Below are 24814 nucleotides of genomic sequence, written 5' to 3' on the forward strand. Positions count from 1 at the left end.
TCGGTCATACCCATCGCCCGCGCGGCCTCGACGACGCCGCGGTCGACGCTGGCAATTCCGGCGTACGTGCCGGCGAGTAGTGGGGGAATACCAAGGATGACGAGGGCGAGAATCGGCGGCATCACTCCCAGGCCCATGAGAAGAACAAGGAAGGTGAGCAGGCCGAGAGTGGGCAGTGACCGCAGTGCGTTGACCAGACTGACGACCACGATCTCACCGCGACGCAGATGGCCGATGAGTAATCCGATGGGCACCGCGATCACAGCCGAAAGCGCCACGGCCAGAACGCTGTACCAGAGGTGCTGGAGGATGCGGGTGCCGATTCCGGTGTCGCCGCTCCAATTTCCGGGATCGACGATGAAGTCCCAGGCTCCGGTGAAGATGCTCATACGGGTTCCCCCTCGGCAGCCACGACGGCGGGGACCTTCGACGAGGTCGATGTTCTGGTCCACGGGGTCAGGAATCGGCCGATCAGATACAGGATCAGGTCGAGCGCCAGGGCCAGCACGACAATCGCGATGATGCCGGCAACGATCTGGTCCGGGTAGTCGCGGTCGTAGCCCTGTTTGAACAGAACTCCCAGCCCGCCGATTCCGATCAGCGATCCGACCGAAACCAGCGAAATATTGGTAACGGCAATAACTCTGATGTTCGCGATCATCACCGGCAGTGCCAACGGCAACTCGACCGTCAGGGCGCGTCGTAGCGGTGTGAACCCGACGGCGGTGGAAGCGTCGATGACGTTGTCCGGCACCGAATCGAGTGCTTCGGGCACGGCCCGGATGAGCAGTGCCGTCGCATAGACGCTCAGTGCGATCACGACGTTGAGCGGATCAAGGGTCTTGAGTCCGAACAGCTGGGGGATGGTGACGAACAGCGCGAGCGACGGAATCGTGAACGCAATGCTCGCCAGGGTCAACGTGATTCGGCGCAGCCATCTGACGTTGCGGATCGCTGTTCCGACCGGAACGGCAATCAGGAGACCGATCAGCAAGGGCAGCAGCGCCAGATACAGATGGGTCTTCGAGTAGTCCACGACCGTCGAGAAATTGTCGATGAGCCAGCGCATGCCGCTACGCCCCGAATCCCTCGGTGAAGGCGACTCGGTTGCGTTCCTCGTCCTCGCGTCGACGCTGATCTGCCAATTTCGCCACGACTTCGGAGCCAAGGATCCCGCCGATGACCGCGCCCTCGCCGTCGACGGCAACGCCGATACCGGAAGGGGACGAGATTGCCGCATCGAGTGCTTGGCGTAGATCACCGCCGGGGGAGAACAACGAACCACCGGCCGACGTCGACTGCGCGAGAGTGCGTCCCGAGCGCAGGCCTTCGACGCCGGTCACGTCGATCCATCCCTGTGGACTTCCGCTGTCCGTGACCACGAGAACCCACTCGCCCAATTCGAGACGCAGAGCCTTCAATTCGTTCTCGACGGCCGTGCGTACGGGGTGCAACGGAACCTCGTCGGCAGCGCGGAACGACAATCCCCGATATCCGCGATCGCGTCCGACAAATCCGGCGACAAAATCCGTTGCCGGTGCGGCCAACACGTCGCGAGGCGCCGCAACCTGCTGAAGCCGCCCGCCGGGACCGAAGACGGCAATGTGATCACCGAGTTTGACTGCCTCGTCGATGTCGTGGGTGACAAAGACGATCGTCTTCTTCAGTTCGCTTTGAAGACGGAGCATTTCGGTCTGCAGATCCTCACGCACCACCGGGTCGACGGCGCTGAACGGCTCGTCCATCAACAGGATCGGCGGATCGGCAGCCAATGCACGCGCAACTCCCACACGTTGTTGCTGCCCACCCGAGAGTTGCCCGGGATAGCGGGTGGCAAGGGAGATGTCCAGACCGACTCGTTCGAGTACCCCCAACGCGGCTTTGCGCGCTGCGCGGCGGGACTCACCGCGCAGTACCGGAACTGTTGCGACGTTGTCGATCACGGTGCGATGCGGAAGCAGGCCGGCGTTCTGGATGACGTACCCGATGCCGAGACGCAGCTTCACCGCGTCGGTCTGTTCGATGTCACGACCGTCGACGAAGATCTTGCCCGACGTCGGTGTGATCATCCGGTTGATCATGCGCATCGACGTCGTCTTGCCGCACCCGGACGGCCCCACGAACACCGTGAACGACTCGGCCTCGATGGTGAGATCGAGACGGTCGACGGCGGTGGTGCCGTCCGGATACTGCTTGGTGACGCCCTCGAATGTGATCACGTGACTACGAGACCGGCTTGTCGAGGCCCTGCGCCGTCACCCACGCCTTGGCCGCCGCTGCCGGCTCCGTCTTGGTGTCGCCGGACACCTGGACGTTGAGTGCCAACAACTCTTCGGTGGTGAGCTTGGCGGACACCGCATCGAGGACTGTCTTCAACTTGTCGGAAGACTTCGACGCGCGCAGCACCGGCACCACGTTCTGAGCCGGGAAATTGTTCTTCGGGTCTTCGAGAACCACGAAGTTGTTTGCCGGGATGGAGGCAGACGTCGTGAAGATGTTTGCCGCCGTGATGTCGCCGGACGAGAGAGCCTTCACTGTTGCCGGTCCACCGCCGTCGGCGATCGGGACGAAGTTGGCTGCCGAGATGTCGAGACCGTAATTGGACTTCAAACCGGGCAATCCGGCTGGACGTTCCTGGAACTCGGCCGGAGCGCCGAACTTGACCTCGGCGGAATGCGGAGCCAGATCGGCGATCGTCTTCAGGTTCCACTTGTCAGCGGTTTCCTTCGTGACGACCACGGCATCCTTGTCCTCGGCGGATGCAGGCGTCGCAATGGCCAATTCCGACCCGAGAGCTGCGGGAAGAGCAGCGAGGACATCAGCGGAGCTGGTGGCCGTGCTGTCGGGATCCAAGTACTGCAAGAGATTTCCCGTGTAATCCGGAATGACGCTGATCGACCCGTCCTTGAGCGCCGGAATGTACGCCTCACGGCTGCCGACATTGAACGACGTGGACACATCGAACCCGTTGACACGCAGTGCTTCGGCGTAGATGTTGGCGATCGTCTCGGATTCGGTGAAGTTGGCGGAGCCGACGACAACCGCGTTGGGATCGCTGTTGGAGTCACCGTCACTGCTACCGCACGCTGTCAGTGCAGTGAGAGAGACAACGGTTGCCGCGGCTACGAGCCAACGGTTGGAACGAAATCGTGAGGTGCGCATGAGCGTCCTTCCGGTTTTTCGGGCGTCCCGTGTTTCGGGCGTCGGAAACCATCCCCTTGTGGCGAAGCCACCCGAGTGGCTTCGACGGCGCCGCCACCGAGTGGCTGCGTCAGGACTGGTTACCGCGCATCGCCCGACAAGTGTAACGATAGGTACCGACATGGCACGGTTTTCGATCCATGGGATTGGATGTGAGGATTTCGGTGAAGAGCACACGCACGAAGTATTCGACTGTTGTTGCAGCACTGATGGTCCTGCCAATTCTCAGCGGATGCGCAAACGGTGATTCGGTGGTAGAGAGCGCCGGAGCGGAGTCTCGTGACCAGATCGTGGTGGCTGCTGACGCATCAGTGGAGAGTTCGGTGTTGGCCGAGGTGTATTCGACGGTGCTCTCATCCTCCGGTCTGTCGGCTCGCGTCGAATCGGTGGGTGGAGGCAGAACCCAATCACTCGAGGCTCTGGACGCAGCGCGAGTCACCTTGGTGCCCGAGTTCACCGGTGCGCTGCTCGATCACTACGACCCGTCATCCCCGGCCCGCAAGGCCGACGACGTCTTCGAAGCCTTGAGTCGCTCCCTGCCGGAGGGTCTTTCGGTCTCAGACTATGCGATGGCCGAAGACCGTGCGGTCCTCGCACTCGACACAGGATACGCACAGTCGTTGGGAGCGAAGACGATAGAAGCCTTTGCTCCTTCGTGCGCCGCGGCGACGCCGCTCGTCTCCGCGAGATTCGTCGAGGACGGGGCAGTGGAACAGTTGGCCGAGGGCGCCGAGTGTGTCTTCGCCGGCGTCGATCAGGCCACGCCGGCAGACGTACCCGGTGCACAGGTATTCGGAACCACGACGCTGTCAGCGCTGGCACAATCCGATGCCGTCACAGTGCTCGCTGATTCGAATCACGTTCTGGCTGCGCAGAATGTCGTTCCGCTCTTTCGAGCGGGCGCACTGGGAGATTCGGCTGTCAAGGCGCTCAGCGTCGTTGCGGGTGAACTGTCCACCACCGATCTCGCCGCAATGATCGAGCAGGTGCGGACCGGCAAGGCGTCAGCCTCGGAAGTGGCCCGAACCTGGTGGGACACCCGTCAGTGACATGGACGGAGTGGGCCACCCGTCAGTGACATGGACGGAGTTGGCCCGTCAGTGACTGTTCGATCCCACTGCTGAACTCGAATCATCCTTGGCACGAATCAGTTTCGATGCGATGAACTGGCCGAGATCGGCAACGGCGTCTGCTGCTTCCTTCACCAGTGACGCCTGTGCGTGAGCCACATGCCACAGTCGTGCGTACTCCACCAGGGACACGTCGACGCCGGCAGCGGAGAGCTTGTCGGTGAACGTCATGATCTGCGGGTAGAGAACTTCCTCGGAACCGACGTGAATCCTGGTGGGCGGCAACCCGTCGAGCTTGCCGTGCATCGGCGCGTAGCCAGGATCAGTACGGTCGCCACCGGCAAGGTAAGCGTCGGCGGCATCGAAGGACCAGGCTGTGTTGACCACCAGGTCGGCCTTTTTGGTGGCACCCCGATCGCCGGGATCGACCCACGGTGAGATCAGTGCGAGCGCGCCGGGGGTCACGCCGTGACGCTCGATCAGACGTAGAGCGGTCGCCGCGGCCAAACCGCCACCGGCCGAATCGCCGGCGATGGCAACGCGGTCTTCCGAATAGTCGAACTCGGTGACCAACTGCATGAAGGCTGAGACCGCGTCGTCGAGAGCGGCGGGATACGGATTCTCCGGCGCGAGACGGTAGTCCAAGGTGAAGACGGCACTGGACGACTCACGCGCGAGATGAGCTGCGAGAGAACGGTGTGTGGCCAGCGAACCCAGCGTGTACGCCCCGCCATGCAGGTAGAGAACTGCAGTGGGGCGCTCGGTTGGGCCGACGGTGATCTTCTCTGCCGGTCGGCAAGCCAGCTCCAGCGGGCGCACGACGGCGCCCGCTGGAACCTGCTGTAGCGGTGCCCCGGCCTCGAGCAACAGACGTTGAATCCGATACGGCAGCCGCGAGTTGAAAGCCAGACGGAAGTACGGCTTCAACAAGAATGCGACCACGGGCAGCGGAAGGGTGAACGTGCTCACCGGCAGGGCTCCTGACTCTTTATGCGAACTGCGCTGTGAAACGAACGACGCTGTGAAACGAACTCAGCTGGACTTGGGCATCATTCGGCCGGCGACGATCGCGACGATGCGCTGGTAGCCCGATCCTACGAGGCGAACCCAGGCGTCGAGTGCGATTGCGTCCATCCCGATGAGAACTCGCGGCTTGCTCTTGCGAACACCGTTGACGATCGTCTTGGCGGCGTCCTCAGGTGTGGTGCGCGCGAGCTTGCGGTCGAAGAACTCGGAGAAGACCGCAAGATCTTCGCCCGGGCCCGCGGTGGCGTTGCGTGCGATGGCGGTCTTGATTCCGCCCGGGTGCACACAGGTCACCTTCACCGGGTGCTTGGCGATCAGCATTTCCTGGCGAAGCGACTCGGTGAAACCGCGAACGGCGAACTTGGCCGAGTTGTAGGCGCTCTGACCCGGCATCGACAGCAGACCGAAGAGGCTCGACACGTTCACGATGTGCCCGTCACCGGAGGCGATGACGTGGGGAAGGAATGCCTTGGTGCCGTTGACAACTCCCCAGAAGTCGACGTCCATGACCCGTTCGAAGTCCTTGAACTCGGACTTCTCGAAGGTGCCGTGGTACGCGATTCCGGCGTTGTTGTAGATCTGGTTGACCTTGCCGAAATGGGCGACAACCGCGTCGGCGTACTCGAGAACCGCTTCACGCTGGGTGACGTCGAGATGGTCCGACTTCACCTCGGCGCCGATGGCCTCCACCAGACGGGCTGTCTCGGCGAGCCCGACGGTGTCCACGTCGGAGATCGCCAACTTGGCGCCCTGGCCGGCCAGGTTCAGTGCGAGTGCGCGACCGATGCCCGATCCCGCTCCGGTGATGACTACGACCTTGCCTGCAAAATCACTCATTGTGCTACTGCCTTCTCGTCGTCGAGGTCGATCTGTGAAGTGGTCGCGGTGCCGACGGCGCCGAGATCCGAGGTGGCGACGCTGCGGTATGCCGCGAGGTCGAAATGCTTGGTGGCATTGCGGAACTGGAAGGTGAAGCCAGGCCACAGGGTGGTGTTGTTTCCGTGCTTGTCCATGTACCAGCTGGCGCAACCACCGTTGTTCCACACGCTCTTGGACATAGCTGCCTGCAGGTCCTTGTTGTACTTGTCCTGCTTGTCCTTGCGCACCTCGATGGTGCCGATGTCGTACTTGTCGATGGTGGCGATCGCGTCGACCAGGTAGTTGATCTGCGACTCGATCATGAAGACCATCGACGAATGTCCGAGGCCGGTGTTGGGGCCGACCAGGAAGAACATGTTGGGGAAGTTGGCAACTGCCGCGCCCTTGTATCCCTGCATACCGGTCTCTTCGAAGACCTCGGCGAGCGAGCGTCCGTCCTTGCCGAAGATTCCCGCGAAGGTGGGGGAGTCGGTGACGTGGAATCCGGTCGCAACGACGATGGCATCGATCTCACGCGTGGTGCCGGTCTTCGAGACGATCCCGTTGGCGGTCACCTCCTCGATGCCTTCGGTCACCAGGTCGACATTGTCCTGGGCGAGGGTGGGGAAGTAGTTGTTCGAGATCAGCATGCGCTTGCAGCCGATCTGGAAGTTGGGCATGACCTTCTTACGAAGATCCTTGTCCTTGATCTGAGCCTTCAGGTGACGCTCGGCGGCGAACTGCAGCGGCTTCATGAAGACCGGCGCCTTGGCCAGGCCGACGACCTGCGTCTCTCGCATCCAGTAGATACCGGTGCGGCACAACTTCTGGAAGCCGGGGAGGTACTTGAACGCGAGATGCTCGATCTTGGTGTACTCGCGGTCTGCGCGGGGCAGGATCCACGGCGCAGTGCGCTGGTACACGTCGAGGTGTGAGACCTTCTTGCCGATAGCGGGCACGATCTGGATGGCGGAGGCGCCGGTTCCGATGACGGCCACGCGCTTGCCCGTCAGATCGGCATCGTGGTTCCAGCGCGAGGAGTGGAAAATCTCGCCCTTGAATCCGTCGATGCCCTTGATGTCCGGAAGTGAAGGCTCACACAGTGCACCGACGGCCGAGACGACGATCTTTGCGACGAATTCACCCTTGTTGGTGCTGACGTGCCACTGAGCCGACGACTCGTCCCATCGGGCTGAGAGAACGTCGCAGTCGAAGATGTGCTTGTCGAGCACCTTGTGGCGGTTGGCCACCGACTGGATGTACTTGTAGATCTCGGGCTGGGCGGAGAAGGAGCGCGTCCACTCCGGATTGAGTGCAAAAGAGTACGAGTACAAATGCGACGGCACGTCACACGCGGCGCCCGGGTAGCTGTTGTCACGCCAGGTTCCACCGACGTCGTTGCCGCGCTCGAGAACGACATAGTCGGTGATGCCGGCCTGTGCCAGTTTGATCGCCGCACCGAGACCGGCGAAACCGCTGCCGATGATCAGTGTGCCGACGTGGCGAGTATCCGCGGCAGGTGCTGAGGTATCTGTAACTGGAAGACTCATGTAGGGAACGATATGCCTTTATTGAGTCACGGTCAATAGCTTATTGACGGATATTCAGTAGTCTATTGGGCATGGACGCAGTAAAGCGAACGCGGCTCGACCCTGCGCAACGCCGAGCGCAACTCATCGATCTCGGGGCGCGCATGCTGGCCGAACGGCCGCTCGAGCAGATTTCCGTCGAGGACATCGCCGATCAAGCGGGGGTGTCGCGTGGGCTTCTGTTCCACTACTTCGCGTCGAAAAGCGAGTTCCATCTCGCCATCGTCCGACACAGCAGTGAACAGATGCTCCAGCGCACGGAGCCGAGCGAGTCGGACGATCCGATGCTCACCCTCCGATCGGTGCTGGCGTCGTACGTCGACTACGTGACCGAGAACCGCAATACCTACGTCTCGCTGCTCCGGGGGACCGCCAGCGGGGATCCGCAGATGCGTGAGGTGTTCGAGCAGACTCGCGACATCATGGCCAAGAGAACCCTCGATCAGCTCCCCAAGATCGGCCTGACTCGAACGCCTCAGGTGGAGTTGGCCGTTCGAGGTTGGATCGCGTTTGTCGAGGAAGCCACCATCAGTTGGCTCCGCGCGCCCGCCATCACCCGCGAGGAACTGATCGACCTGACGGTTCAGTCGTTGCCCGCGTTGGCGCTGGCCGCCGTCGGCTTCGATGCCGGGCCGGATCTGGGTCTGCTGCAATCGAATTGACGCGAACGCAGAAAAGCCGGGCCCACACTCCTTGCGGAATGTGGGCCCGGCCTCGAGTAACTCTGTGTCACATCAGTTGGTCGGCAGGAACGCCACTGCTCAGTTGGTCGGCAGGAACGCCTCGTCCAAGATCTCCTGCTGCTCCACCGCGTGCACCTTGCTCGATCCCGAAGAGGGAGCGGACATCGGACGACGCGAGATGCGCTTGATGCCGGTCAAGGTCTCCGGCAGAAGATCCGGCAGAGCCAGTCCGAGGAACGGCCACGCACCCTGGTTTGCGGGCTCTTCCTGAACCCAACGGAACTGATCCGCATTCGGGTAACGGTCCAGGGTCTCCTTGAGACGACGCTTCGGCACGGGGTAGAGCTGCTCCATGCGCACGATTGCGATGTCGTCACGCTCGTCCTTGTGCTTCTTCGCCAGAAGCTCCCAGTACAGCTTGCCGCTGACCAGCAGAACCCGCTTGACCGATTCGCGGGCGCTTTCGCCGCTCTCGAATGCAGGCTCCTCGAAGACCGAACGGAACTTGCCCGTCGTGAAGTCCTCGACGTTGCTGACTGCAGCCTTGTTACGCAGCATCGACTTGGGCGTGAAGACCACCAGTGGACGGCGGATGCCGTCTAGGTGATGGCGACGCAGCAGGTGGAAGTAGCTGGCCGGAGTCGACGGAACCGCAACGGTCATCGAGCCTTCTGCACACAGCTGAAGGAAACGCTCGATGCGGCCGGAGGTGTGGTCCGGACCCTGACCCTCGTGACCGTGCGGCAGGAGCAGCACGACGTCGGAGAGCTGACCCCACTTGGCCTCACCCGAAGAGATGAACTCGTCGATGATGGTCTGCGCGCCGTTGACGAAGTCACCGAACTGCGCTTCCCACAGGACCAGAGCGTCGGGGTTACCGACCGAGTAGCCGTACTCGAAGCCCAGACCTGCGTACTCGGTGAGTGCGGAGTCGTAAACCATGAACTTGCCGCCGTTTTCGGCGTCGGCAGCGATCTTGGCGATCGGGCTGTACTCGTTGCCGGTCTTGCGGTCGATGAGGACCGAGTGACGCTGCGTGAACGTTCCTCGCTTGGAGTCCTGACCCGCGAGGCGGATCAAGGCACCCTGCTCGGCCAACGAGCCGAACGCGAGCAATTCTGCGAACGCCCAGTCGACATGTCCCTCACGGGCCATCTCGCGGCGCTTCTCGGCAACCGGCTTGACGCGCGGGTGAACGGTGAAGCCCTCGGGGACGTTGACGAACGCATCACCGATGCGCTCGAGAACCTCGGGAGCGACAGCCGTGGTCAGGCGAGCCGGGGGAGTCTGGTCGAGTTCGACGGACTCGGACGGTTCGGGCTGGAACTTCTCGAGTTCACGGACCTCGTTGAAGACCCGTTCGAGCTGGCCCTGGTAGTCGCGAAGTGCGTCTTCGGCTTCCTTGAGCGAGATGTCACCGCGGCCGATGAGGGACTCGGTGTAGCTCTTACGAACGCTGCGCTTGGTGTCGATGACGTCGTACATCGCCGGCTGGGTCATCGACGGATCGTCGCCCTCGTTGTGACCGCGGCGGCGGTAGCAGATGAGGTCGATGACGACGTCCTTGCCGAACTTCTCACGGAAGTCGACGGCCAGCTGAGCAACCCAGACGCACGCCTCGGGGTCGTCGCCGTTGACGTGGAAGACCGGTGCGGCGATCATCTTCGCGACGTCGGTGCAGTACTCGGACGAGCGTGAATGTTCCGGAGCGGTGGTGAAGCCGACCTGGTTGTTCACGACGATGTGTACGGTGCCGCCGGTTCGATAGCCGCGAAGCAGCGAGAGGTTCAGCGTCTCGGCGACAACGCCCTGACCGGCGAATGCAGCGTCACCGTGCAGCATGAGCGGCAGGACGGTGAAGCCTTCTTCGCCCTTGTCGAGGATGTCCTGCTTTGCGCGGACCAGGCCTTCGAGAACCGGGTCGACGGCCTCGAGGTGAGACGGGTTGGCGGTCAAGGAGACAGCGATGTCGTTGTCACCGAACATCTGTATGTACGTTCCGCTGGCGCCCAGGTGGTACTTCACGTCGCCGGAGCCGTGAGCGGCTGCCGGGTTCATGTTGCCCTCGAACTCCGTGAAGATCTTGGAGTACGGCTTGCCGACGATGTTGGCAAGCACGTTGAGACGGCCACGGTGCGGCATTCCGATGACGACCTCGTCGAGCTGGTGCTCGGCGGCCTGGTCGATCACGGCGTCCATCATCGGGATGACGGCTTCGGCGCCTTCGAGCGAGAAGCGCTTCTGGCCGACGTACTTGGTCTGCAGGAACGTCTCGAAGGCCTCGGCGGCGTTGAGCTTGCTCAGGATGTACTTCTGCTGAGCGACCGAAGGCTTGGCGTGATGGCCCTCGACGCGGTCCTGGATCCACTGACGCTGATCCGTCTCGAGGATGTGCGTGTACTCGACGCCGACGTGGCGGCAGTACGCGTCGCGCAGCACGCTCAACACGTCGCGCAGCTTCATCTTCTCTTGGCCGTGGAAGCCGCCGACCTTGAACTCGCGGTCCAGATCCCACAGCGTCAGGCCGTGGCTGATGACGTCGAGGTCGGGGTGGCTGTGGAACTTGTCCTTGACGAACTGCAACGGGTCCGTGTCGGCCATGAGGTGGCCGCGGTCACGGTATGCAGCGATCAGTTCGAGAACACGGGTGTTCTTGTCGACAGCGCCTTCCGGCACGTCCTTGCGCCAACGCACCGGCTCGTACGGGTTGCCGAGCGCGTGGAAGATCTCGTCGTAGAACTCGTCGCTGATCAGCAGGTTGTGGATCGTGCGCAGGAAATCGCCCGACTCGGCACCCTGGATGATGCGGTGATCGTAGGTCGAGGTGAGGGTCATCAACTTGCCGACGCCCATCTCGGCCAGCTTCTCGTCGCTGGCGCCCTGGAACTCGGCGGGGTATTCCATCGCGCCGGCACCGATGATGGCGCCCTGGCCCTTCATCAGGCGAGGAACGGAGTGAACCGTGCCGATGCCGCCCGGGTTGGTCAGCGAAATGGTGACGCCGGTGAAGTCTTCGCCGGTGAGCTTGCCTTCACGGGCGCGTCGGACGATGTCCTCGTAAGCCGCGTGGAACTGGACGAAGTTCATCGACTCGGTGTTCCGGATGGCGGCAACAACCAGTGAGCGGTTGCCGTCCTTGCCGGGAAGGTCGATCGCGAGTCCGAGATTGGTGTGCTCGGGCGTGACCGCGTTCGGCTTGCCGTCGATTTCGGCGAAGTGCCGGTTCATGTTGGGGAACGCGTTGACTGCCTGGACGATCGCGTAACCCAGGAGGTGGGTGAACGAGATCTTGCCGCCGCGGGTACGGGCGAGGTGGTTGTTGATGACGATGCGGTTGTCGAACATCAGCTTCGCGGGGATGGCACGCACGCTGGTTGCTGTCGGAATCTCGAGCGAGAGCGACATGTTCTTGACGACCGCTGCTGCGGCGCCGCGGAGAACCTTGGTTTCCTCGGCTCCGCCGGCGGGAGCGGGCTTCGCGGGAGCGGCCGCGGGCTTGGCTGCTGCAGGCTTGGCGGGGGCGGCCTTCGCGGCGGGCGCTGCCGTCTTCGCGGGGGCCGGTGCGGCCGCCTTGGCAGGCGGCGCAGGAGGTGCGGTCTTGGGGGCGGGAGGCGTGGCCTTGGGAGCAGCAGGCGGAGCTACAACAGCGGCGGGTGCAGCCGCGTTGCCGTTCGAGGCAGTCCCGTTTCCACCTCCCGTGTTCGCCGAGTCCGGCGAGTAATCGGTCAAGAATTCGTGCCAACTGGGATCCACGGACGACGGATCGTCCTGGAAGCGTTGGTACATCTCGTCAACCAGCCACTGGTTCTGTCCGAATTGGGATGTAGAACTGCTGCTCACGGCAGGTGTTCGCCTCGTTTCTATTTCGGTACCCGATCAGAGCGCCTATATATGTGAGATTAGCCCGAGCGTGTGACGAGCAATTGTGCGGCACACAATTTGTGAGCTGTCTCACGGAAGTCCGTGATCTTGCGATCGCGCACTACCTCTCGGCGGTACAAATCCGTGCCGACTGTCACGCGACGGGGTTGCCTTCGATGACAGTTCTCGACGTCAGATTATTCCCCTCACGCGCCTGCGATGCATCCCAGAGTCCCGAGTAGTGACCACCGGCATACCGCAGAACATCGTGCGGGCCGTATTCAACGATACGTCCCCGGTCAACTACGACAACGAGGTCCGCTCGGGCAGCTGTCGCGAGGCGGTGAGCTACGACGACGGAAGTCCGTTTCCGGGTGACCGACCGACTTGCTTCGAGCACCATTCGTTCGGTCGCGGGATCGAGCGTCGCGGTCGCCTCGTCGAGGAGCAGAAGGTCCGGGTCGACCAGTTCGGCACGGGCCAATGCGATCAGTTGGCGTTGGCCCGCCGAGAGCCCCTGGCCGCGCTCGCCGACGGGATGATTCATGCCTCCACGCATGTCGGCTATCGAATTCAGTGCGCCGACGGAACGCGCCGCTTCCTCGATCTCCGCGTGCGACGCCGACGGCCTCCCGTACGCGATGTTGTCGGCGACCGTGCCGGTGAACAGATGCGCCTCTTGCGGGACCACGCCGAGGCGACGTCGGTACTGCGAGAGGTGGAAGTTCCGGATGTCGGTTCCGTCCACGTCGACGGATCCGGACGTCGGGTCGTAGAAGCGGGCGAGCAACTTCACCACCGTCGACTTCCCGGCACCGGTTCTGCCGACGAGGGCAACCGTCGTGCCCGGCGGAATCTGCAGATCGAAATCGGAGAGGGCGTCGACGTCCGCACCCGAGTACCGGAACCCGACCCCGTCGAGATGGACGGCGCCGTCGAGCCGTCCGGAGATCGCGATCAGATCCTCGCTGTCTGCTGTTTCGATCGAACTCCGAGTACGCAGAAGGTCACCGATTCGTTGCAATCCGACGTTTGCCTGTTGGTAACCATCGAACACTTGTGAGAGTTGCTGAATCGGTCCGAACAGCAGGCCGAGGTAGAGCACGAACGCGATCAGTACGCCGGGTGACGTCGACCCGTTGGCGATCTGGTGCGCGCCGACGAACACCACTGCGGCCAACGCGAGGTCGGACAGGAACGAGATGAACGGGAAGTAGATCGAAATGGCTCGCTGCGACCGCATCCGCGATCGGCGGTAGCTTTCGGAGCGTTCTGCGAACCTACGCGCCGCACCTTCTTCGCGGCGGTAGGCCTGAGCCGCTCGCAGACCGGCGATGTTCTCCTGGAAGTCGGCATTGACGAGCGAGATCCGTTCGCGGGACTGGCTGTAGGCAACCGAGGAGATCTTGCGGAAGATCACGGTCGCAACCACGAGCGGTGGGATGACGGCCAGCGCCACCAGCCCGAGCGTCACGTCGGTCGCCAGGAGTGCGATCGAAATTCCGCCGACGGTCAGGACGCTCACGATCGCCGTCGACATGCCGGTTTGGATGAACGACGACAGCGCGTCGACGTCGGTGGTCATGCGCGTCATGATGCGCCCGGACAATTCACGTTCGTAGTAGTCCAGACCCAGACGCTGTAGGTGTGCATAGCTGCGTACGCGGAGCCCGAACAACACGCGTTCGCCGGCCCGGGCGGTGAGCACCGTCATGACCGCGACGACGACCCAGTCCGCTGCGACCAGGAGCGCGCCGAATGCCGTCGCTATCCAGAGCGTGCTGCTGTCCGCGGTCACGACTCCGTGGTCGATCGCGTATCTGACGAGGGAGGGAAATGCGATCGCCGCTGCGGAGTCGAGGGCAAGGCACACGACAACCGCCAGTAGAACCCAGCGGACCGGCCTCAAGATCTGTCGGAGTGAGAACTGTGGATTCGATTCGCGCAGGCTCTCAGGAGCGATTCCGGGGTCTTCGCGTGCGGGTGGGAGAGCGTCGACTGCTGCCCGCAGGGACGGCGTCACCGCGATTCCGCTGAGCGCTCCGGCCATCGGTCCGCCCGCACCCTGCGTCGTAGCGGCTGTGCTGTCGGCTTCGGATTCCGGTGCCTGCGGCCACAACTGCTCGGTTGTCGGCTCGCTGCGGTCACGTCCGAAAGCATCGGAGTCGACGTCGTCGAGTTCGGCCGGTAGTTCCGGCGGCGAGGAGAACAGGGCACGAAAGAGCGGACATCGCGCTTCCAGTTCGTCCACGGTTCCGGAGTCGATGATCCGTCCGCCGTCGAGAACCGCGACCCGGTCTGCGAGCGTCAGGGTGGACCGCCGGTGAGCGAGGATGAGCGTGGTCTGGCGCCGTCTGGCCCGGAACGCGTCGAAGATCGCGGCTTCGGTAGCCGCATCGACTGCGGAGGTCGCGTCGTCGAGGACCAGGATCCGTGGGTCGACGAGCAGTGCCCGGGCAAGTGCGATGCGCTGACGCTGGCCGCCCGACAGCGTCAGACCTCGTTCACCGACTACGGTGTCGTATCCGTCCGGGAGTGCCTCGATGAACGAATCTGCCTGTGCCAGTGCTGCTGCGTCGCGGATGTCCTCGTCGGAGGCGTCCTCGCGGCCAAGTGCGATGTTGGCGGCAATGGTGTCCGAGAACAGGAACGGTTCGTCGAAGACGAGGCTGACGGCGGCACGAAGCTGCTCACTGCGCAGTTCGCCGATGGGGAACGTCTCGCCGGCGGTATCGACTGTCACCGCACCCGAAGTCGGTGCGTAGAACCGCGGGAGAAGCAAGGACAACGCGGTCTTGCCCGACGCGGCCGGACCCACGACGGCGACGGTCTCGCCCGGTTCTATGCGGAGGTTCAGCCCGGTCAGGACGTCGCGTTCGGTGTCGAATCCGAATGCCACGTCGTCGAAGGTGACTCCGAGAGGACCGTCGGGCAGGTCCACCGGATGGTCTGGATCGGCGATGTCCGGCTGAGCGTTGATGACGTCGTAGACACGCTCTACAGCGGCGCGCGCCAGCTGCGCCATGACGATGACCGACGACAGAGTTCGGGTGACTCCGGTCATCGTCACGATGTAGGTGGCGAACGCGAGAAACGTTCCCACGGTGATCTTGTCGTCCAGTGCGAGATACCCGCCGAGAGCGATCACTCCCACCTGCCCGAGCTGGGGCAAGGCGGCCATGGTTGGCGCGAATTTCGCGTTCAACCACGCGGCGCGAAGGCGCTCGGAGTACAGCGTGCGGCTATGTTTCTCCAGCTGGTCGACGGCTCGTTGTTCCTGCCCGAATCCCTTGACGACGCGAACGCCGGTGACGGTTTCCTCGACGTGTTGGGCGAGGTCGGCGGCACGCTGCTGCGCGGACCATGTTGCGGCGAAGAGCATCGGTCGCATCAGGAACACCACCAGCCCTACTGCTGGGATGACGGCGACAGCGACGAGAGTCAACAGCGGCGAGAGCCACGCCATGATGCCGATCGCCAGCACGAATTGCAGGAGCGCTCCCGCGGACATCGGCACCATCGCGAGCAAACCCTGGACGAGCTGCAGATCCGTGATGGACCGGGAGACCACCTGGCCTGTGCGGATCTGATCCTGCCCTCGTCCGTCGAGGCGTTGCAGCGAACCGAGCAGGGCGAGCCGCAAGTCGTGTTGAACGTCGAGCGAGAGTCGGCCGGCAAGCATCCGTCGGCCGTACTGGCACGCGAAGCGGACGATCGCGAGCAACGCGATCGCCAACGCGACGAACCCGATCACCTTGCCCGGGTTCTCCTGGCTTGCGGCGTCGAGCGCATAGCGGGTCAGGAGAGGAAACGAGATGTCGATCGCAGAGGCGATGACCGTAACGAGTAGCGCGCCGATCGCAACTCTTCGGTGCAACCAGCATGCGTGGGCCAAGCGGCGGATCCAGCCCGGAGCTCGATCCACCTCTCCAGCTACCGGACTGTCCGTGTTGATCGTGTTCATCGAGATCCACGGTAGACCCGGCCCCAGACAGCTTTTTCAGGTGATGTCGCGGGTCCTGGTCCGTAGCCAACCGAGCCCGCAGAACAGAACTACCCAAGCGGCCAGCATCATCGGGCCGCTCGGCCAGGACGCAAACGCGTCGACGTCGATCGACGGTGCCGCATTGACGATGGTGCCGATCGTGGCCGACACCGGAAGCGCGGCCCCGATCCCACCGAGATCCATCGCGAGCAGCACGGCGCGGACGATCCATTCACCGAAGACGAACCACAGGATGACCGAGAGGGCACCGGCCATCGACGAACCGGTGAGCAGGGCCACCCCGGCGCCGAGTAGTGCCCACAGCGCACACGCCAGAATGCCTGCGGCGCAGATGGCGAAGAGATCGGTGGTGAAACTGAAGTCCCGGCCGAAGAGCAACATCGCGCCGATGCTGACTACTTCGACCGCCAGTGCGTAGCCGACGGCGAATACCGCGACGACGGCAAGTTTTGCGCCGAGAACTCCGTCGCGGCCGCGAGCTGTGAGGAACGTCGTGGTGAGAGTCTTGTAGCCGAATTCGGATCCGGCGGTGAGCGCTCCGAAGACGGCCGCGAACACCAGGACAAGCGTGTTGGAGACACCGAGGCTGACGCCGGTGGACACGACATCGACGTCGAAAGTGGTGTCGGCCGAATCGGCCACAACTTCGACGAACGTCCGAGTCGAGGCAGCAATCAGCACGGCCACGACCACCGGTGCGATGGCCAGTGCCCACCAGTAGCGCAAGGTGAGAACTTTGAGTGTCTCCGCGCGCACGAGCGTGGTCATCTGTGTCCTCCGGAAGGTCCGTATGCGGCAGGGCCGTAATAGCCCGGTCCGGAACCGGGACCGGGTGGGCGGTGGTATCCGACCTGGGGAACCGCGTACTGCGGTGTTGTCATCGCGAGGAACAGTTGCTCGAGATCTGCGCCTTCGGTCGCGACACCGAAGATCGTGACACCGGCCGCCGACGCCACCGGTGGGAGCACCGACGTGTCGGTGCCGCCCACGGCGAGCCGTCCGTCCTGCGTGATCTGGGCGTCGATGATTCCGCGAGCGGCCAATGCCGTGGCGAGGAGCGCTGGGTTGGAACACGAGACGAGCAGTCGACTGCGCTGGGAGCGACGAAGTTCGTCCATGGTCCCTTGGTAGACGAGTGAGCCGGCGCTGACGATGACCACGCTGTCGACCGTCGCTTCCACTTCACGAAGCGCGTGGCTCGAGATCAGAACCGTTCGGCCGGAACCGGCGAAGGTCTGCAGGAACTGACGTAGCCACGCCATGCCTTCGGGGTCGAGTCCGTTCGCGGGTTCGTCGAGCACGAGGATCTCGGGATCACCGAGCATCGCGGTGGCAAGGATCAGGCGTTGGCGCATCCCGAGTGAGAAGGTGCCGGTCTTGTGGGCTCCGACCGAACTCAGACCGACCATGTCCAGCACCTGCGCTGCGCGCTGAGTCGGCATGCCGATAGCGGCCGCGTAGATCTCGAGGTGTCCGAGCGCCGTTCGTTTCGGATGGAGACTGCCGACGTCGAGTACTGCGCCGACGGTCCGGGCCGGGTTGGACAGCAAACGCATCGGAGTGCCGTTGATCGTGGCCGATCCCGACGTCGGTGACACCAGTCCGAGGAGCATCCGCAACGTGGTCGTCTTGCCCGAACCGTTCGGGCCGAGAAACCCGGTGATCGAGCCGGCCTGAACGTCGAAGCTCAGGTCGTTGACCGCGCGCGCCGCCTTGAACGTCTTCGTCAACCCACGAATCTCGATGGGGGCAGAGAAGGATCCCATTGCGGTGTTCGTCAATGCTGCTCCCGGGTCGGCGGCGAATACGTGATGCGAGCCTACGGCCCGGACGGCTATCTGCGGATGGCCCGGCGTGTCTCCGTCTGGGGAAGCACTGCGGCATCGTCGGCAGGCATCACGATCAGGTGATCGGTCCACCTGGCCGGTGCCGGTCCGAAGGCTTCGCGCGCATTCTTGACGACTCCCTTGCCGATGGCACGGTTACCCGCACCGCCGATGACCGCACCGATTCCGGCGGGAACGAGCTTGCCGAGGATCAGTGCGCTGCGCTTGGCGGCGTACTTGGTCACGAATTTCCGCACGAGGGTGCTGTTCATTCCCCTCATCGTGGGTCCGGGGATCTTGCTCGTGATTGCCGTTCCCCAGTTCTTGGCCGTGATCCCGGTGGCCTTCTGGACGATCTCCATGCCGGATTCGCCGAGTGCGACTGCCAGTACCAGGGCACGTCGTTGCTGATGATCCTGCACGGAGATTCCGTGGACAGACGCTATTGCCAATGTGAGCAGCGCCGACGCTTCGAGGAAGAAAGCCGATTCCGCACCGACTGCAGCGATGGACGCGACTGTTCCGACGCCCGGCACCGCGGCCGTGGCACCGACGGCGCTGCCGCTTCCGGTCACGGCGAGAATGAACATCTTTTCCATCCGCTCGACGATCTGAGCAGGTGACTCGTCGGGGTGCGCTTTACGGACGTGGTTGACGTATTTGGCCACTGCGGGCGCTTGCAGGCGGCTTCCGTTGTCGAGAACGGAAACGAGGACCTTCTCGATACGCCCGCTGTCGTTGTTCGTCGACTTGCTCATTGCTGCCCCTCCACAGTTGTCCTCCTCTGAAGCGAGGTGGACCGTATCTCGAGAATAGGTGAAGTTTTCGGTAGCGGCGGTGATCGCAGGGGCCATAGGCTCGTACGAGACTCGGTTTTCTTCGTGAGTTTTCCCAGGCAGGAGTTCGAGTGTTATGACCGCCACTTCGGAATCTCGTTCGACGACCATCTGGCCGACACTGCGCTACCTCGACGCCCGGGCTGCAATCCACTTTCTGGTGAGCACCTTCGGTTTCGTGGAGAAGGTCGTCTACGGCGAGGGAGACGTGGTGGACCACGCCCAACTCGACTGGCCGGGCGGTGGCGGCATCATGCTGGGTTCGCCGCGCACCGATTCGGCGATCGCCGGCCTGCCGCCTGGAATCGGTTCGGTGTACATCGTCGTGGACGACGCGGACGCAGCTGATGCAATCCACGAACGCGCTGTCGCGGCGGGCGCCACGATCACGCAGGGATTGCGCGACGAGGACTACGGTTCGCGGGGGTTCACCTGCCGTGATCCCGAAGGTGTGTACTGGAGTTTCGGCACGTACGCAGGGGAGTAGCCGCCGCGACCTATCTGGTGGCCCAGTGCTCTGCTGGAACCACTTCCGACGGGATGGGCGGGTGAGGCGGTGTGCCGTCCCCGAACGGTCGGCCACCCAACTGTTCGCGGCCGTGCGGTTCGAGCCAGTGCGTCAATTCCGGTCCCTTGGGCACGATTCCGGAGGGATTGATCTCGGAATGCACGATGTAGTAGTGCGCTTTGATCTGTGTGAAGTCGATGGTGTCACCGAATCCGGGAGTCTGGAACAGATCGCGTGCGTAGTCCCACAGCACCGGCATCTCGCTGAGTTTGCTTCTGTTGCACTTGAAGTGGCCGTGATAGACGGGATCGAATCGCACCAGCGTGGTGAACAGGCGCACATCGGCCTCGGTGATGGTGTCTCCCACCAGGAAGCGTTGCCGGGCAAGACGTTCGGTGAGCCAGTCGAGGCGGGCGAACAGCGTGTCGTATGCCTCGTCGTACGCCTGCTGTGAACCGGCGAAACCGCAGCGGTAGACGCCGTTGTTGACGTCGCGGAACACGTACTCGGCCACTTCGTCGATTTCGTTTCGCAGAGGCTCCGGGTACAGATCCGGTGCGCCTTCGCGGTGGTACTTCTTCCATTGCGTCGAGAAGTCGAGGGTGATCTGTGGGTAGTCGTTCGTGACCACCTTGCCCGTCGCGATCTCCACCATGGCGGGCACCGTGATTCCCCTGGGGTATTCGGGATCTCGGGCGAAGTACGCGTCCTGTAGTCGCGGGATCTTCAGTACGGGATCGACGCCGCCCGGGTCGAGATCGAAAGTCCAGCTTCGCTTGTCGTGAACCGGACCGCAGATGCCCATCGACAGTACGTCTTCGAGGCCGAGCAGACGGCGGACGATGATGGCGCGGTTTGCCCACGGGCAGGCACGTGCCACGATCAACCGGTATCGCCCCGGTTCGACGGGGTAACCGTCGCGACCGTCCTCGGTGATCCGGGTCAGGATGTAGTTGGTGTCGCGTTTGAATTCACGACCCTCTTCGACGAATGTCGGTTCGCTCGCGCCGTCTTCCGTACTCATCTGCGGTCCCTCTCGTTCGAGTGTCATTTCGAGTGTCAACTGGGCAGGTGCACGTGTACCCGAGCGTATGCCCCCAGAACGTCGAATTTGGCTTTACGTGGAAGCGTCGCGGCGATCGCGCTGCCGCGACTCGTGCGTAGCTGGGGGATCAACCCGGAATCGAGAGCGTCCTCCGCAGCGAGAAGCGTTACTGCGCAGCCGATTCCGTGACGGCGATGTGCAGGAGCAGTCAGGGTCGTGAGATCTGCCACGAATCCCTGAAATTCGGAGTACGCCGCGCATCCGAGCACCTCGGTGGAATCGGTGACGGCGGTGAACCACCGCGTCCGGTTCTCGAGGTCGGCCGTGGTGCTGTCGTCGGGTGGGCACAGCGCAGCGACGGCGAGGGCGTCGTCGACCTCGTGGGAAATCAGCAGTTGCTCGTCGGGTGGCGCGTCCGTGTAGTCGCCGAGGAAAGCGAGATCGACGGGACCGGTGATTCGGCCGCCGTGATCGCCGGCGATCTCGAGGAGACGCGCAGGTTGCAGTAGTGCGTCGACGGAGATGTCCTCTGTGCGCTCGATGAACCACTGTGGCCCGACGATCGCACCGGAGCCTGCCAGATCGAGAACGTGGATGTCGTCGCCGACGACCCGGGCCGTGTGCGCCGGACGCAGTGCCGAGTCGCCGAGTCCCAGCTCACGCGCCCAGGCAAGTCGGATGATGTCGAGGTGATGATCGTCCACTCGCTACAGGCTAGTCCGATTCGAACGGGTTGATCGAGACGGACAGAGGTCGTATATTCCATGTGGACTATTTCGGGTGGAATAGTCAAGAAATGGTCAATTGCGGCTCGTCAGTCAACTACGGCTTGTCAGGGAGGGGGACTCATGGGTGACGTGTCACTGACGCCTTTGGGAATCACCGTGCTGGGCCTGCTGTCCGAGCGTTCGATGCACCCGTACGAGATGTACCAACTCGCCTCGGTGCGGCGGGGCGATCAGCTGGTGAAAATCAAGCCGGGATCGCTCTATCACACGGTTTCCCGGTTGGAGAAGCAGGAACTTCTGGCTTCGATCGGGACCGATCGTGAGGGCAACCGCCCGGAGCGGACGACGTACGAGATCACTGCCCGTGGCCGTGATGCCCTCGAACATCAACTACGCGAGATGTTGGCGGTTCCGGTGCGGGAGTATCCGCGGTTGCCGCTCGCGCTTGCCGAGATGCACAACCTCTCCGCATCGACTGCGTGTCAGATGCTTCGGATCCGTCTCGCGCACCTCGACAAGACGATTGCGAAATTCGAGGTCGACTACGAAGCGGTGAAGGCCGCGGAGAAACCACGAATCTTCACGGTGGGCGCGGACTACGCCCACGCACTGACCGTCGCCGAAAGAGAGTGGATCGGCGCGTTGGTGACAGACATCGAGAGCGGCGAAATGCCCTGGCTCTCACAAGAACTTCTCGACCGGCTGGCCGGCTCCGCAGGCTCGTCCGCACTACCTAAGGACTGAAGATGGAAAAGCAGGTCAATCCCTGGCACGCGCTGTGGGCGCTGTGTATCGGGTTCTTCATGATTCTGGTGGACAGCACCATCGTCGCTGTCGCCAACCCCGCGATCATGGAGGACCTCGGCACCGACATCAACAAGGTCGTCTGGGTCACCAGCGCGTACCTGCTGGCGTACGCGGTGCCGCTGCTCGTCACGGGCCGACTCGGTGACAGGTTCGGTCCGAAGAACCTGTACATGATCGGCCTCGTACTGTTTACCGGCGCATCACTGTGGTGTGGTCTGTCCGGCAGCGTCGAGATGCTCATCGTCGCAAGGGCTTTCCAGGGTCTTGGTGCTGCAATGATGACGCCTCAGACGATGGCCGTCATCACACGCACGTTCGCGCCGAACAAGCGTGGCGCCGCAATGGGTCTGTGGGGCGCCGTTGCCGGTGTTGCCACCCTGGTGGGTCCGCTTGCCGGTGGCGTCCTGGTGGACAATCTCGGCTGGGAATGGATCTTCATCGTCAACGTCCCGGTTGGTGTCATCGCCTTCCTGCTCGCCTGGAAGCTCGTTCCGTCGTTGCCGACCAGCGAGCACAAGTTCGACATCCCCGGCGTGATCCTCAGCGCCGCAGGCATGTTCCTTCTGGTGTTCGGAATCCAGGAAGGCAGTTCGTACGACTGGAACGGATTCGTCTGGAGCCTGATCGGCGCCGGTGTGGTGTTGCTCGCGGTGTTCGTGTTCTACCAGTCGCGCAACAAGAACGAACCCTTGCTTCCCTTGGAACTCTTCAAGGATCGCAACTTCTCACTCGCCAATGTCGCCATCACCGCGATGGGCTTTGCGATCACGTCGATGGTCCTTCCGCTGATGTTCTACACACAGGCAGTTCGTGGCCTCTCCCCGACGCAGTCGGCGTTGCTGCTCGTTCCGATGGCAGTGCTGACCGGTATCTTCGCCCCGATCATCGGCAAGCTCGTCGACAAGACACATCCGCGCTACATCGCCGGCACCGGCTTCTTGCTGTTCGCCGTCGCCTTGGGTTGGCTGGCACTGGTGATGTCTCCCGACGTCGCGATCTGGGAACTGCTCCTGCCGATCGGCCTGATCGGCTTCGCGAACGCGTGCATCTGGTCTCCGCTCGCGGCCACCGCCACACACAACCTGCCTCCGATGCAGGCGGGCGCGGGCGCCGGCGTCTACAACACCACCCGGCAGGTGGGTGCGGTTCTCGGCAGCGCTGCGATCGGCGCTCTGATCACTGCACGATTGGCGGCTCAGGGACTGACCGGCGGCAGTTCGGAAGCCGGCGTTGGTCACCTCCCAGAGTTCGTCCGTGAACCGTTCAGCACGGCGATGTCGGAGTCGATCTGGCTACCTGCGGGTGTGCTGCTCATCGGTTTCGTCGCGTCGGTGTGCTTCGCCCGGCCTTTACGCGGGGACGCGCACGACGACGCGATGGCCGTCAGTGCCGAAGCGCGTCGGGAAACATCACTGCGCGATTGAGATAGTCGCTCGGGTCAAGGGCTCGCTTGATCGCCCACATCGTGGCTATGTCCTGCGCCGAGAGGGCCAGGTCCAGATAGTTGCGTTTGAGCGAGCCCACCCCGTGCTCGGAACTGACGTTTCCGCCGTGATCGCGAACCAGTTCGAGGACACTGCGATACACGGTGTCGGCGTTCGGACAGTTCAGGACGTTGAGGTGGATGTTTCCCTCGGCGACGTGTCCGAACAGGATCGGAATTGCCTCGGGCGCTCGGCTCGCGATCACCGCCGTTGCGTCCTCGGTGAAGGTGGCAAGCGAGTCCAGCGGTAGCGCCGCGTCGAATTTCAGTGGGGGACCGAACAATCCGACCACCTCGGCGAAGCATTCGCGGGCCGCCCACAAGCGCGTCGAGCCGGGGGCGTCGACCGCCACGGCCGGGGTCTGCGGTGGGCCGATGCGTTCGAGCAGCTCGGCCAGGTCTTCCAGCGGATCGTGGGCCGCGGACACCTCGGCGAGGAGGTACCACGGTCGCCCTGTCGGAACCGCGGCTTTCAAATGGCGTGCGGCCAGTTCGAGACCGCGCCCGTCCAACAATTCGAGTGCGTCGACGCCGTCGAGAGTGCGCAACACTCGCCCCGCCTCGACGACGTCTTGGAGTGTGTCGAAACCGATCAGCGACGTCACGCGGTAGGTTGGTATCTTCCGTAATTTCAGGTCGACGGAAGTGACCACCCCTAGAGTTCCTTCGCTACCGACCCACAGCGCGGGCAGGTTGTATCCGGAGTTGTCCGACAGCACTTTCGGTGACCGGCGCACCGTTGTTCCGTCGGGGAGTACCACCTCGAGTCCGAGCACCTGTTCGGCCATGTTCCCGTATCGAACCGTGTGCAGGCCACCGGCATTGGTGGACACCATGCCGCCGATCGTCGCAGTGTCCCGCGAGGCTATGTCGACACCGAACTTCAAACCGGCGGCGGCCGCCGCGGAATGTACCTGCGCGAGTGTCACTCCCGCCCCGGCGGTGATCCGCCCGGCGGCAAGATCGACGTCGCCGATCGCCGCGAGGCGTTCGGTGGAGAGCAGGACGTCGTCGTGTTCTGGCACCGTGCCGGCGACCAGGCCCGTTCGCCCGCCCTGAACGGTGACCGGTACACCGCGGGAGCGGCACACGTTCAGCAGTGCAGCGATTTCGGCTGTATCGGCCGGTCGGACCAGGGCGCAGGCACGGCCCGTGTACCGCCCTGTCTGATCGGTGGAACGGGTCGTCAACACGTCGGCGTCGGTGACGACGAACCGGTGTCCCACAACGTCCGCGAGCGCATTTCTCAGACCGTCCACCCGACGATCGTAGGCCGGTTCGATGTGG

Annotated in this window: 20 protein-coding genes; 5 read left to right on the forward strand and 15 right to left on the reverse strand. The window is 63.3% G+C overall.

The window, feature by feature from the left end; all coding sequences use genetic code 11:
- From ACKAMS_RS27210 to ACKAMS_RS27225, 4 genes are all read right to left on the reverse strand, one after another.
- Nucleotides 1–389 (reverse strand): ABC transporter permease (locus ACKAMS_RS27210; RefSeq protein WP_408989833.1); only part of this gene is annotated, 389 nt, incomplete at its 3' end.
- Nucleotides 386–1069, reverse strand: coding sequence for an ABC transporter permease (locus ACKAMS_RS27215; RefSeq protein WP_019749338.1), 684 nt, complete (start codon nt 1067–1069; stop codon nt 386–388). The genes ACKAMS_RS27210 and ACKAMS_RS27215, both read right to left, overlap by 4 nt.
- Before the next feature lie 4 nt (nt 1070–1073).
- Nucleotides 1074–2219, reverse strand: coding sequence for an ABC transporter ATP-binding protein (locus ACKAMS_RS27220; protein ID WP_029255803.1), 1146 nt, complete (start codon nt 2217–2219; stop codon nt 1074–1076).
- Between the two features lie 4 nt (nt 2220–2223).
- Entirely contained in the window at nt 2224–3162 is a 939-nt protein-coding gene (locus ACKAMS_RS27225; RefSeq protein WP_019749336.1) for an ABC transporter substrate-binding protein, read from the reverse strand.
- Between the two features lie 203 nt (nt 3163–3365).
- On the opposite strand from ACKAMS_RS27225, the gene ACKAMS_RS27230 reads away from it, so the two are divergent.
- Nucleotides 3366–4250, forward strand: coding sequence for an ABC transporter substrate-binding protein (locus ACKAMS_RS27230; RefSeq protein WP_070384947.1), 885 nt, complete (start codon nt 3366–3368; stop codon nt 4248–4250).
- 48 nt (nt 4251–4298) lie between these two features.
- On the opposite strand, the gene ACKAMS_RS27235 is transcribed toward ACKAMS_RS27230, so the two are convergent.
- The 3 genes from ACKAMS_RS27235 to ACKAMS_RS27245 form a co-directional block, all read right to left on the reverse strand.
- Nucleotides 4299–5240: an alpha/beta hydrolase fold domain-containing protein gene (locus tag ACKAMS_RS27235; protein WP_256065713.1), complete on the reverse strand. Its 942-nt coding sequence runs from the start codon at nt 5238–5240 to the stop codon at nt 4299–4301.
- A gap of 63 nt (nt 5241–5303) precedes the next feature.
- Complete coding sequence (locus ACKAMS_RS27240; protein ID WP_019749333.1) at nt 5304–6134, reverse strand: SDR family oxidoreductase; 831 nt, start codon at nt 6132–6134, stop codon at nt 5304–5306.
- Entirely contained in the window at nt 6131–7705 is a 1575-nt protein-coding gene (locus ACKAMS_RS27245; protein WP_408989834.1) for a flavin-containing monooxygenase, read from the reverse strand. Before ACKAMS_RS27245 ends, ACKAMS_RS27240 begins: the two co-directional genes overlap by 4 nt.
- Before the next feature lie 71 nt (nt 7706–7776).
- On the opposite strand from ACKAMS_RS27245, the gene ACKAMS_RS27250 reads away from it, so the two are divergent.
- Nucleotides 7777–8406: a TetR/AcrR family transcriptional regulator gene (locus ACKAMS_RS27250; protein WP_007736130.1), complete on the forward strand. Its 630-nt coding sequence runs from the start codon at nt 7777–7779 to the stop codon at nt 8404–8406.
- 99 nt (nt 8407–8505) lie between these two features.
- Here ACKAMS_RS27250 and ACKAMS_RS27255 read toward each other — a convergent pair whose 3' ends face one another.
- The 5 genes from ACKAMS_RS27255 to ACKAMS_RS27275 form a co-directional block, all read right to left on the reverse strand.
- Nucleotides 8506–12267, reverse strand: coding sequence for a multifunctional oxoglutarate decarboxylase/oxoglutarate dehydrogenase thiamine pyrophosphate-binding subunit/dihydrolipoyllysine-residue succinyltransferase subunit (locus ACKAMS_RS27255; protein ID WP_021344987.1), 3762 nt, complete (start codon nt 12265–12267; stop codon nt 8506–8508).
- A gap of 175 nt (nt 12268–12442) precedes the next feature.
- Nucleotides 12443–16252 (reverse strand): ABC transporter ATP-binding protein, encoded by a 3810-nt coding sequence (locus tag ACKAMS_RS27260; RefSeq protein ID WP_408989835.1) that lies wholly within the window; start codon nt 16250–16252, stop codon nt 12443–12445.
- A 36-nt stretch (nt 16253–16288) separates the two neighbouring features.
- Nucleotides 16289–17062 carry an ABC transporter permease gene (locus ACKAMS_RS27265; protein WP_019749328.1) on the reverse strand — a complete coding sequence of 258 codons (774 nt, stop codon included), beginning with the start codon at nt 17060–17062 and terminating at the stop codon, nt 16289–16291.
- Nucleotides 17059–18060: an ABC transporter ATP-binding protein gene (locus tag ACKAMS_RS27270; protein ID WP_029255798.1), complete on the reverse strand. Its 1002-nt coding sequence runs from the start codon at nt 18058–18060 to the stop codon at nt 17059–17061. Before ACKAMS_RS27270 ends, ACKAMS_RS27265 begins: the two co-directional genes overlap by 4 nt.
- Before the next feature lie 68 nt (nt 18061–18128).
- Nucleotides 18129–18878, reverse strand: a complete 750-nt coding sequence (locus ACKAMS_RS27275) for a hypothetical protein (protein ID WP_003945111.1) — start codon at nt 18876–18878, stop codon at nt 18129–18131.
- Nucleotides 18879–19032: 154 nt separating this feature from the next.
- Here ACKAMS_RS27275 and ACKAMS_RS27280 point away from each other — a divergent pair, with 154 nt between their 5' ends.
- Entirely contained in the window at nt 19033–19443 is a 411-nt protein-coding gene (locus tag ACKAMS_RS27280) for a VOC family protein (protein WP_408989836.1), read from the forward strand.
- Between the two features lie 10 nt (nt 19444–19453).
- Here the strand turns inward: ACKAMS_RS27280 and ACKAMS_RS27285 are convergent, their stop codons facing one another.
- Nucleotides 19454–20488, reverse strand: coding sequence for a glutathione S-transferase family protein (locus tag ACKAMS_RS27285; protein ID WP_408989837.1), 1035 nt, complete (start codon nt 20486–20488; stop codon nt 19454–19456).
- 35 nt (nt 20489–20523) lie between these two features.
- Complete coding sequence (locus tag ACKAMS_RS27290; RefSeq protein WP_020970188.1) at nt 20524–21213, reverse strand: GNAT family N-acetyltransferase; 690 nt, start codon at nt 21211–21213, stop codon at nt 20524–20526.
- Nucleotides 21214–21357: 144 nt separating this feature from the next.
- On the opposite strand from ACKAMS_RS27290, the gene ACKAMS_RS27295 reads away from it, so the two are divergent.
- Together ACKAMS_RS27295 and ACKAMS_RS27300 are read left to right on the forward strand one after the other, a co-directional pair.
- Nucleotides 21358–21981, forward strand: a complete 624-nt coding sequence (locus ACKAMS_RS27295; RefSeq protein WP_019749322.1) for a PadR family transcriptional regulator — start codon at nt 21358–21360, stop codon at nt 21979–21981.
- A gap of 2 nt (nt 21982–21983) precedes the next feature.
- Nucleotides 21984–23468 (forward strand): DHA2 family efflux MFS transporter permease subunit, encoded by a 1485-nt coding sequence (locus ACKAMS_RS27300; protein ID WP_019749321.1) that lies wholly within the window; start codon nt 21984–21986, stop codon nt 23466–23468.
- Here the strand turns inward: ACKAMS_RS27300 and ACKAMS_RS27305 are convergent.
- Nucleotides 23428–24786, reverse strand: coding sequence for an FAD-binding oxidoreductase (locus tag ACKAMS_RS27305; protein WP_408989838.1), 1359 nt, complete (start codon nt 24784–24786; stop codon nt 23428–23430). The two genes, ACKAMS_RS27300 and ACKAMS_RS27305, sit on opposite strands and share 41 nt — an antisense overlap.
- Nucleotides 24787–24814 lie beyond the last annotated feature (28 nt).

The organism is Rhodococcus sp. 5A-K4 (genome assembly GCF_046097995.1).
Classification (GTDB): Bacteria; Actinomycetota; Actinomycetes; order Mycobacteriales; family Mycobacteriaceae; genus Rhodococcus_F; species Rhodococcus_F erythropolis.